The 9,670-nt window shown below is 54.4% G+C and carries 13 protein-coding genes; 7 read left to right on the top strand and 6 right to left on the bottom strand.

Annotated elements, in window-relative coordinates; translation table 11 throughout:
• From ACOSYY_RS10070 to ACOSYY_RS10055, 4 genes are all read left to right on the top strand, one after another.
• The coding region (locus ACOSYY_RS10070) for a DUF433 domain-containing protein (protein ID WP_421662173.1) at positions 1–185 on the top strand (185 nt) is incomplete at its 5' end.
• 158 nt (positions 186–343) lie between these two features.
• Positions 344–622 (top strand): BrnT family toxin, encoded by a 279-nt coding sequence (locus ACOSYY_RS10065; RefSeq protein WP_421662172.1) that lies wholly within the window; start codon positions 344–346, stop codon positions 620–622.
• Positions 603–875: a hypothetical protein gene (locus ACOSYY_RS10060; RefSeq protein WP_421662170.1), complete on the top strand. Its 273-nt coding sequence runs from the start codon at positions 603–605 to the stop codon at positions 873–875. The genes ACOSYY_RS10065 and ACOSYY_RS10060 overlap by 20 nt, the downstream gene beginning before the upstream one ends.
• 202 nt (positions 876–1,077) lie before the next feature.
• Positions 1,078–1,833 (top strand): septal ring lytic transglycosylase RlpA family protein, encoded by a 756-nt coding sequence (locus tag ACOSYY_RS10055; RefSeq protein ID WP_421662169.1) that lies wholly within the window; start codon positions 1,078–1,080, stop codon positions 1,831–1,833.
• Positions 1,834–1,977: 144 nt separating this feature from the next.
• Here the strand turns inward: ACOSYY_RS10055 and ACOSYY_RS10050 are convergent, their stop codons facing one another.
• The 6 genes from ACOSYY_RS10050 to ACOSYY_RS10025 form a co-directional block, all read right to left on the bottom strand.
• Positions 1,978–2,493, bottom strand: a complete 516-nt coding sequence (locus ACOSYY_RS10050; protein ID WP_421662167.1) for a DUF421 domain-containing protein — start codon at positions 2,491–2,493, stop codon at positions 1,978–1,980.
• A 207-nt stretch (positions 2,494–2,700) separates the two neighbouring features.
• Positions 2,701–3,402 (bottom strand): fibronectin type III domain-containing protein, encoded by a 702-nt coding sequence (locus ACOSYY_RS10045; protein WP_421662166.1) that lies wholly within the window; start codon positions 3,400–3,402, stop codon positions 2,701–2,703.
• Between the two features lie 410 nt (positions 3,403–3,812).
• Positions 3,813–4,589, bottom strand: coding sequence for an alpha/beta hydrolase family protein (locus tag ACOSYY_RS10040; protein WP_421662165.1), 777 nt, complete (start codon positions 4,587–4,589; stop codon positions 3,813–3,815).
• 60 nt (positions 4,590–4,649) lie between these two features.
• On the bottom strand, positions 4,650–5,975 hold the full coding sequence (locus ACOSYY_RS10035) for a hypothetical protein (protein ID WP_421662164.1): 1,326 nt from the start codon (positions 5,973–5,975) through the stop codon (positions 4,650–4,652).
• Positions 5,976–5,985: 10 nt separating this feature from the next.
• Positions 5,986–6,774 carry a bifunctional hydroxymethylpyrimidine kinase/phosphomethylpyrimidine kinase gene (thiD, locus tag ACOSYY_RS10030; protein WP_526023312.1) on the bottom strand — a complete coding sequence of 263 codons (789 nt, stop codon included), beginning with the start codon at positions 6,772–6,774 and terminating at the stop codon, positions 5,986–5,988.
• 39 nt (positions 6,775–6,813) lie between these two features.
• The gene (locus ACOSYY_RS10025) at positions 6,814–7,245 is read right to left on the bottom strand and encodes a hypothetical protein (protein WP_421662160.1); all 432 of its coding nucleotides are present in this window, start codon (positions 7,243–7,245) and stop codon (positions 6,814–6,816) included.
• A gap of 3 nt (positions 7,246–7,248) precedes the next feature.
• On the opposite strand from ACOSYY_RS10025, the gene ACOSYY_RS10020 reads away from it, so the two are divergent.
• From ACOSYY_RS10020 to ACOSYY_RS10010, 3 genes are all read left to right on the top strand, one after another.
• Complete coding sequence (locus tag ACOSYY_RS10020; protein WP_421662158.1) at positions 7,249–8,349, top strand: sensor histidine kinase; 1,101 nt, start codon at positions 7,249–7,251, stop codon at positions 8,347–8,349.
• Positions 8,346–8,993, top strand: coding sequence for a response regulator (locus ACOSYY_RS10015; protein WP_421662156.1), 648 nt, complete (start codon positions 8,346–8,348; stop codon positions 8,991–8,993). Before ACOSYY_RS10020 ends, ACOSYY_RS10015 begins: the two co-directional genes overlap by 4 nt.
• Positions 8,994–9,260: 267 nt before the next feature.
• The coding region (locus tag ACOSYY_RS10010) for a methane monooxygenase/ammonia monooxygenase subunit C (protein ID WP_421662155.1) at positions 9,261–9,670 on the top strand (410 nt) is incomplete at its 3' end.

The raw sequence follows: 9,670 nt of genomic DNA, 5'->3' as shown, positions 1-9,670 counted from the left end.
ATCATTCACGTTTCGATATTCGCGGCTTGCGGTACTCCGTAGAAAGTATTCTTGAATATCTGGCCGGAGGGGATTCCGTGGAGCAGGTCTTGGCCGAATTTCCTGATTTGGAGCGAGACGATATTTTGGCTTGTTTGGAGTTTTGCGTAAGATACTGGCAGTCAAGAGTATTCATCTGGCCTTGACGTGAAATTTCTGGTTGATGCGCATCTCCCACGCCGCCTTTGTGCCCTGCTCGCCAAACATGGACATGATGCCACGCACACGCTGAATCTTTCGGCAGGCAATCACGCCGCCGGATTTCTGATTCGCTTAAAGATGCAGAGACATGTTATCTTAGCCTGTGACGTATGAGTGGAATCCGAGGAAGGCTGAAGCCAACCGACGGAAGCACGGCGTGTCGTTTGAGGAGGCGGCTTCGGTTTTTCAGGATGCAGATGCGCTGACCTTCCAGGACCCAGACCATTCGGACGAAGAGCCACGAGAAATTACTATCGGTATATCAACACAAGGTCGTGTGCTGTTCCTCTCGCATTGTGATCGTGGAGAGCGGATTCGAATCATAAGCGCGAGGAAAGCAACTCCAAAAGAAAGGAAACAGTATGCGGAAGATTTCCTCTAAAGGGGGCAAGGACGGTCTCCGACCTGAGTACGATTTGACAAAACTGAAGGGCAACGTGAGGGGGAAATACTATAAGCAAGCAATGGCGGGGACAAATCTTGTGCTCGTCGATCCTGAATTGGCGAAAGTATTTCCCGATTCAGCTTCTGTAAACCAAGCCTTACGCATCCTATGTGATGCCGCAGGGAAGTCGACTCAGGCATCCAGACGTTCCATCAAGGGCTCAACCAACCGTAAACGATCGGCTGCATAGATCACCATTTGTCCACGATTCTTGACTCTTCTCGAGAAGCCCATAACTTTCAGTAAATAGATGACATTGCGGCATAGGCCAGCCAGCGGGGCATGTAGATCCCCACGGCGACCTTTTTATTTTCCCCATTAGGTGATAGATAAGGTTGCTCTCGAATGTTCGCTGACGGGGCAGGAACCATGACGGTGTCACGTGTTGAGCAATGAAATCTTATCCTCTGTCCTTACAGCGTCTTTGTGAAGGTCCTAGGCCGGTTACTTTTCTTTCGCTGCTGCTCCTTCTCGCCATTCTGAGTCTTGCCTCCTGTTCAGTGATTGACTGGACTTTCTCGACGATCAAGACGGGTTATCGTGTCGTTAAGGGAACGGTGAAAGGGACCGTATGGGTCGTGCGAGGAGCTTATCAATTGACCACAGGAACGACCAAACTCGTGTACCGCATCGGCAAGTTTACATTTGAGGTCGTTCGTGCGCCATTGGAGTATCCCTTGGTGAGGGACGACGTTCAGACCATTGATGGACTTCCGGTCAAGGAAGCGATTCGCCTTGGGCGTGTGAAAAACGCACCCTATACGGTCAAAGGCCGGTATTATGTGCCGATGAGCGTCTCCAGCGCTCAGAGCTATGAAGAGACGGGCCTGGCATCTTGGTATGGGGAAGAAACAAGGCGTCAGAACAAGGGTTCCATGACGGCCAACGGCGAACTGTTTAACCCGCGGGCATTGACGGCAGCCCATAAGTATCTGCCGCTTCCGATTCACGTGCAGGTGACGAATCTTGAAAATGGAAGGTCAATCATTGTGAGAGTGAATGACCGCGGCCCATTCCCCAGTCAGCACAATCCGGACTCGGGGAAGAGGATCATCGACTTGAGCGAAGGAGCAGCCGAACAGCTTGGATTTGTCGATAAAGGAATCGCCAAGGTCCATGTGGAGACGATTCAACTGGAAGAGTCGTAAGTGGGACCAGATGGGTGCCGTCCGCGCTCGGCCGGCTCAAACGCACAGGTGAGGCCGGCCAATCCAGCGTCCACGATGATACAGTTCCCAGTCTCGTATTATTCGCTTTCCTGTTCAGCAGTGACGAAGGCGGCCGGTTAAGGCTCACTTTGCGAGCTTTACTTCCACGCCCCGGTCTATTGGTGGAGACTTTTCGTCACGTTCCATCGCAATCGCGCTGATGTGCCCAGTCTCTTCGAGAGTGGCTATGCTTATTCCGTTCGGAGAGGAGTAGCCGAGCTTCCGCAAACCCGCCAGTAATTCCTCATACGAGAGTCCTTCACTTGCCAAGGCCTCATAATCCACATGAGCATTCCGTATAAGAGGACGCGGACAACCGCGCACAATTGTGCGAATGCGTTTTGACCTGGCGCATGCCGTCGCGAGGAGTTGGTGCGATCCGAATACCGTTGCGATGAATACAATCGCGTTAAGCACACCTTCGCGAAGTGCCGTGGTCTGCAGCACGACACTGATGGTGATGAGTATCACCAGATCAAATGTGGTGGTCTGACCGGCAAGCCGTTTCCCGGCGAGCCGCATGACGGTCACCAGAATCGCGTAATAGGCAAGGGCGAACAGTACCTGTAATAGAATGTCCTGGATTACATTTGCATTCATGACGTTCGGAGGTGCGACTCCGCATGAGGACCTTCTGTCTTTTCAATGCTCTGGATATGGAGGCGTCTATAGACTTGAGAACGTGAACCGCAATTCCCGCGAGGATTCCATCGCACGATCTCTTATGGACCTCTAACGCGTCCCAAAACGACTAGTATCTTCCCCAGCTAAGCGGTGTAGATGAGAACGAGGAGGGTTCAGCAACCGTCAAAAGATGCTCTTGCTGGCTTCGTTCGAGAGCGGGCTTTCGTTACCGGCGATGTCATAGGCAGAAACCGCGAAGAAGTAAGTCGTTTTCGGTTGGAGGTTCGTCACTATATACGTCGTGATCTTGCCGATGATGAATGGCGAGCCAGGGAAGTCGTAGGTACCTGAGGATGTTCCTACATAGATCTTATACCCGGCCAGATCAGACTCCTTGTTTGCGGCCCACGTGAGTGTCACCTTGTTGATCGGTGAAACTGGTGGCGGAGCCGTCGATGGTGGAGATTGCGACGGAGGCGGTGTGGATTCGACAGGGGCAGGAACGTGCATGAGCTTGATGAAGGCCGGGTTGTCCCGCAACAGACGTTGTAGTGCACCGGGAAGACGGGAAGATTCCGTCCTGGGGCTGACTGCTGCGGAGGCCAGTGGCGCGGCGGCTGTTCCCGTCGAAACTCCAGCCGATGGGCGAGTGTCTGATGCAGGAGAAATTCCGGGGAGGACCGCTTGGTTCATCGAAGAAGCCGAGGCGCCTAATTGTGAGGAACTTAATGGGGAAACCGCACCCGCTGGTTCAACTGGCGGCGTCGGCGGCGTCGGCTTCTTGAGTAACGTATGAGGAACGACCTGTTGGAGAATCGATTGGGCCTGGCTCGGGATGGGATCGAGTTTTGGCGCAGGCGAGGCCACGGATGGACGGTGGATCAAACTGTGAGAGGTCCTATCGGATCCCTCTGCCCACGCGACGCTCGCTAATGGTACAAGAACCAGCGCGCCCCACAGCCTGAGAACTATATGTCTTCGACGATCCGAACAAGTCATATGATGCGTAAAAGGAAGTCTCTACTTTGAGTAAAGGAAGCCACGCAACTACGCAACCAATGTGCCAGGATTACTCCTCGGTTGCGTTGAAGGACAATGCTCATAAAGCTATGTTGCAGAACGTTTCTGGCGGATAGTGAAAGCCGGTGGAAAGATGAGCCAGCCGGCTTGTATGAAAAATCATTCAGGCAATGAACCAATTGGTACGGGAATCTGCACATCGGACCTGACGGTCAGGCTAAAGGAACGACAATGGTAGTGTTGCGACGAAGCATCGTTCGCTTTCTGCCGGCTGATTATGACTGAGCTGTCGACAGATGCTGTATCAGCCAATCGGCTATGACCTGTGTCATCCGTGTGAAATCTTCGCCCTTCGTGAACTGATGGTCGGCGCCGGGCAACAGCTCAAGATGTTTCTTGGCTCGAAGCCCCTCGAAGAGCTGCCGGCTTTGGTGCAGCGGGACATGCTCATCGCAGTCACCTTGCACGATGACGGTCGGCGCAGTGATGGATCGCGCGGGATCATAGGCAATTTGACGGAGAGCATCTTCATAAAAGGCATAGCGAAGCGGTATTTGTTGAGAGCCACCGATGATGTTCGGAATCGTGTCGGTTGCCTTCCATTGTGCCATTCCGTCTACCCCAAATTCGAGCCGTAGCTCCTCGGCAAAATCAACGACGGGACATTTCAAGGCAAGACAGGTCAAGTCCGACCGTTGCGAAGCAGTCAAAATCGATACCAGGCCGCCGAAACTCGATCCCATCAGGCCGATGTGCCGATACCCGCGCTCTTTCATGAGATCGACCGCTCTATGTGCCTGTTCAACTGCCAAGCTGACGGTAATCTGATCGAACGGGCCCTCACTTTCCCCCTGGCCGAAAAAATCAAAACGAAAGGTGGCGATATGGCGACCGATCAGCATGCGGGTCAGCGCATTGTTCGTCGAGCTGGTTTTCGATGAAAGAAACCCATGGCAGAGGATGGAGATCTTGTCCGTCCCTCCGTTGGGGATGGTCAAGATAGCGGCTACCCGATGGCCATGAGGATCGAAAAATGAGAACCGCTCTTCCATGGAAGGATTGTATCAGAGTCGGTGCCTGAGGTGAGGGCGAGAGTCGAACCGGTCCGAGGTTCAAGCCGTGAGCTTGAATTGGTCGGCCGAGGTCTGATCTGTCCGAAGCCGGTCAGGTTTCCTGGTGAGAACCGAAGTCAGCTTGACTGCAAAGATGGCCACGCCGGTCATAAGGAAGCCAAGCGAGGTCCAGGTTGCAATACGAATGTAGAGGGAGGTCAGCGGCACATTCCAAGTGAGTGCGGCCAAAAGACCAAGCCCCATGGTTCCCAGACTGAGTGCGGCGATTTGAACGGTGCGCCAGCGGTTCATCATCGTGTTCAGTTGATCAAGATACGCACCACGCTTCTTGGTATTGGGAATCCGATCGGCTGCTACGGCGAGGGGAATGAAGTAAGAGCAAACGCCCATGAGGGCATTCATGATGAAGCCCACGAACGTCATATGTGTATAGGCCACTAGATGCAGTTTTCCGTACGGGAGTACAGGGGGATCGGAGAAGTGATTTGCTCCTACAAGACCGCCCAGAATGATGGTAAAGAGGAGAAAGAATGCGCTGACGAAGAGATGGTCTGAAGCGGCGCTGCCGGTAGGAGCCGAGGAAAGCCACGTTCGAAACAGACTGCCGGTCCAGAAAATCCCGCCCATGAAAAGAATGGCACCGGCGGCCAGTTCAGTCCGGACCGATGAGTTCAAGAATCCAACGATTAAAAGGGCCGCGCCTATCGGCATCAGGATCGTTCCTGCCCGGGCAAGTTTGGGGCTCAAGCGAGGACGATTCCAGACCGTCGGCAGGAGATGGTGCACCATGCCGATGATGGCCAAGGTCGCAAAGCCGAGCACCCCCAGGTGAATGTGCGCGAGGCGTACGTAGCCATGGGATTCCGGAACGAACCCGAACGCCATGATTTCTCCGCAGGCCGAACCACCGACAAGACACAAAAGGGAAAGCGCGTAATGCCAAGAATCTCTGATTGAGAACTTCCAAGTTCGGCTCGCACGGACCCAAATGGTGTGGAGGATAGAGAGAAACGCGGCTATCACCACGAGACCGGCCACACCCACGATGAGGTTCCGGTGCAGCCAGAACCCCACGAGCATTCCAATCAAGCCGCCGTTCATTGCCCAGAATATGAGGGAATGGGAGTCCGCTTCTTTTTGGGTTGCCGAGCTCGGCGGAGGGATCATGAAGATGAATCCGCCCAGAATGAATTGGGCCACGCCCCCGACCAAGGCAGCATGGACATGGAACGCCCGGACCCACGACGGCAACGGGGTGCCATGAACCAACCCGATCAGGGTTGTTAGGCCGAGAATCGACGCCAGCGCCAGCCAGCTGAGACCCGTGACGCAAAGCGTGAGAGGAGAGAGGGTTCGCGCGAACATCGGCGTGCCGCTATCGCTCCAAGAAATAAAAATGGTCCGTCGGTCCTTGTCCGTGGCCGATTGCTAAGCCATGTCGGATCGCTTCCGTGACATACGACTTGGCGGCGTGCGCCGAATCTAAGACGGATCTTCCTCGCGCAAGATGAGCGGCCAATGCGGAGGCGAATGTACAGCCTGTGCCATGAGTATGGCGGGTCTCGATGAACTCTCCCTTCAAGACGTTAAAAAACCGTCCGTCATAGAGCAGGTCCGTTGCCCGTTCAGTGATCAAGTGTCCGCCTTTGATCAATACATATTTGCATCCGAAGCCATGAATCACTTTGGCCGCTCGTCGGGCATCGGCTAACGAGGCAATTTCAATTCCCGACAACTGCTGCGCCTCATGCACGTTTGGTGTCACCACTAAGGCAACCGGGAGCAACTTGGTTTTAACGGCTTCGATGGCGTCCGGTCGCAAGAGAGAATGACCACTCTTGGAGACCATCACCGGATCCACGACCAGGTTGGCGACGTGCTGTGGTTCCAGCATGGTAACGACCACCTCGATAATGGCCGCCGAAGACAACATTCCGGTCTTGACTGCAGCGACATCGAAGTCATCGAAGACTGCGTCCAGTTGCGACGCAATGATGGCCGGCGGCAATTCGAAGACATCCGTCACTTCTTCGGTATTCTGAGCCGTGATGGCTGTGATGACTGACATGGCGAACACGCCGTTGGCCGACATGGCTTTGATGTCCGCCTGGATACCTGCGCCTCCGCCGGAATCCGAGCCGGCAATGGTGAGCACTTGTTTCAACGTATGTGACATGTGAATCCTTTAACGGCTTCCAAACATTCAGTGGATGCCGACAATATGGCCGCTCAGAATAACCTCGGGATGCTCAAAGGCTGTCCAGCAAAGCCGCAGCGAGCCAAGAGACGGACTGTCCTCATAATTCAGCCCGGCTCCCGACGATGTCGGATGAGAGGAGGATGCCATGAGATCGACGAGCAGCACCAGAAATCCGGTCATACGCATGAACAGAATGTCATTATACTCGGGGAAGATCAGCTGTCTAGCGGGCCGTAAAAAAAGCGCGGCTAAGCAGGTGTTGGAAGAAGGCATGGGATAGGCTGACGCTTGGTTGAGCTTGACGCGGGTTGCTTGGATGCGGTCTACGTTCTGGGAACCGGCCGGCGAACTGATCAGCTCGAGGACCGTAGTGCCTCTATCCGTCCTTCTTGATTGACTGACCTGGAAGGTGGATAATTCGGGTGGTGGAGGCACTTCATGCTTGTCTCACGAATTAGAACGGGAATCTTCGCCGGCGGTATCGTCGCATTGATGGTGGGATTGCTGATTCTTCATTTCCCGACTGAAGTGGCGAAATCCTTCCTGTCGCTGTTCCCTCACCAGATATCGACGCCGTTCGAAGTGGAAACTCTCATATCGGTGACACGTGAGAATGTCACCACTCTCTCGCCTCAGGATTCGGATGAACCTGTGTGGAAGCCCTTGGTCATTCGGGTTTTCGGTATGGCATTGATCGGACTGCCCATTTGGTACTTTCTACAACGCCGTGAACGCGAGGAGGAACTCCAGAGGCTGGATGAAGGCTGGGCAGCGCGCCTACATGCACGCAGCGAAGAGCTTATGGCCGTCAACAACGCGCTTGTCAGCGAGGTATCGAAACGAATCGATACCGAACATTCGCTCGAAGCCAACCGACGGGACCTTCGACTGCTTGCCTCCCAGCTTCTTCGCCTTCAAGAGGAAGAGCGACGGCGAATCTCTCGAGACCTGCATGACGATATCAATCAACGGCTGGCGCTTTTGTCGATCGACATCGAAATGTTGGAACAACAGCTCTCGAACGCCCCGGTCGGTACAGTCAGAACGGTGCGCGCGATTCAGAACCGTCTTGTCGAGCTTTCGGAAGACGTTCGCCGCTTGGCCTATCAGTTTCACCCATCCGTCCTTGACGATCTGGGTTTATCCATCGCGCTTCGGCGCCTTGTCGACGACTTTCAAACCCGCACCGGTATCGATGCCCGGTTCATAGGAAAAGACATACCGCAACACTTGGCGCAAGGCCTCGTCACCTGCTTGTACCGCGTCGCACAAGAAGGCCTGGCAAACATTTCTCGCCATGCCAAGGCAAAGAGCGTGCGCGTGGAGCTTCAGCGATCGGGAAAAGGCCTGCAGCTTATGGTGAGCGATGATGGAGTGGGATTTGACGTGAATCGTGACGGCGGCCGGCGAGGGAGCCTCGGTTTGTTGAGTATGAAGGAACGCGTCTCCTTAGTTGCCGGGTCCTTCGATATACAATCGACACCGGGCGAGGGGACACGTATTTGTGCCTGGGCGCCGTTCAAACAGGAGCGTGCATGAGCAAGCCTCGCGTACTCTTGGCGGATGACCATGCATTAGTGCTGGAAGGATTCAAAAAACTGCTGGAAGAACATTGTCAGGTGGTGGGTTCCGTGGAGGACGGCCGGTCTTTGCTGGATGCGGCGAAACGATTGCGGCCCGACATTGTGGTCATGGATATTTCGATGCCGAAGCTGAACGGCCTCGATGCGGCGCGCCGTTTGCGAAAGATAGTCCCTCAGGCTCGATTGATTTTTGTGACTGTTCACGCGGATCAGGACTATGTCAATCAAGCTTTCAAGGCCGGTGCATCAGCCTACCTGCTGAAACGGTCGGCGGGGTCCGAGCTGTTACAGTCCATCGAAGCGGTGAAGAAGGGGAATTATTACGTCACGTCGTTGATTGCAAAGGAACTTGTCCAATCAGCGATCTCGGAAACGGAGCCGGATGCCGACGGCCAGGGTCGCTTACCGATGCGCCAGCGGGAGATCTTACAGCTAGTGGCTGAGGGACTGACGCTCAAAGAAATCGCTTCAACGCTCGGTCTATCTCCGAAGACGGTCGAGTATCATAAGTCGAAGCTGATGGAGCAGCTGGGCCTCCATACGACGGCTGAACTGACAAAGTACGCACTGGCCCACGGCCTCACTCCTTCTTCCGAATAACTGTTTATTCCTATCCTTGCCCCATTCATCCAGTGGAATTTCCTTAGACACCTTAGGCAACTGCCTTATGGCACACAAAGTGGTGCCTTGCTAAATATTAGACGGGGCGGGCCGCTCTTTAACGAAAGGAGCATTTTGGCGGCGGCTAGAGAAGGGGCCTGGACATTGGTTGTGGCCGATGCACACAGTCTGGATGTTTCCCGGACGCCCAATTTAACAAACCTGGCGATTACACATTAATGTATTGTCAGCAAAGGAGGTCTAGACATGGCATCACCTCAGGCGACTGTTGATAAAGGGTATGACATCTCGCAGTGGTACGATTCGAAGCCGGTGAAGATCGGGTGGTTGGCGATTTTGGGGATTGGAGTATTTTGGGTGCTGTACCAGCGGGCGTTCGGGTACTCGCACGGGTTAGACTCCATGACCCCGGAGTTTGATTCGGTGTGGATGGGGCTGTGGCGGTTTAACATTTTAGCGAACGCGGTGTTTTTTGCAGTGACGATCGGGTGGATCTGGGTGACGCGGGACCGGAACCTGGCGAACCTGGACCATAAGCTGGAGCTGAAGCGGTACTTTTACTGGATGGGGTGGTTGGTGTGCTACATCTGGGGCGTGTACTACGCGGGAAGCTACACGTTGGAGCAGGATGCGGCGTGGCACCAAGTGATCATCCG

It is taken from the genome of Nitrospira sp. BLG_2 (genome assembly GCF_049222245.1).
The sequence above is the reverse complement of the archived record's forward strand: the minus strand, read 5'-3'. Positions and strand labels throughout refer to the sequence as shown.

Coding starts and splice junctions, on each gene's coding strand:
- ACOSYY_RS10060 (WP_421662170.1), top strand. CDS start 603: ATGCGGAAGATTTCCTCTAAAGGGGGCAAGGACGGTCTCCGACCTGAG.
- ACOSYY_RS10055 (WP_421662169.1), top strand. CDS start 1,078: ATGAAATCTTATCCTCTGTCCTTACAGCGTCTTTGTGAAGGTCCTAGG.
- ACOSYY_RS10050 (WP_421662167.1), bottom strand. CDS start 2,493: ATGAATGCAAATGTAATCCAGGACATTCTATTACAGGTACTGTTCGCC.
- ACOSYY_RS10040 (WP_421662165.1), bottom strand. CDS start 4,589: ATGGAAGAGCGGTTCTCATTTTTCGATCCTCATGGCCATCGGGTAGCC.
- ACOSYY_RS10035 (WP_421662164.1), bottom strand. CDS start 5,975: ATGTTCGCGCGAACCCTCTCTCCTCTCACGCTTTGCGTCACGGGTCTC.
- ACOSYY_RS10020 (WP_421662158.1), top strand. CDS start 7,249: ATGCTTGTCTCACGAATTAGAACGGGAATCTTCGCCGGCGGTATCGTC.
- ACOSYY_RS10015 (WP_421662156.1), top strand. CDS start 8,346: ATGAGCAAGCCTCGCGTACTCTTGGCGGATGACCATGCATTAGTGCTG.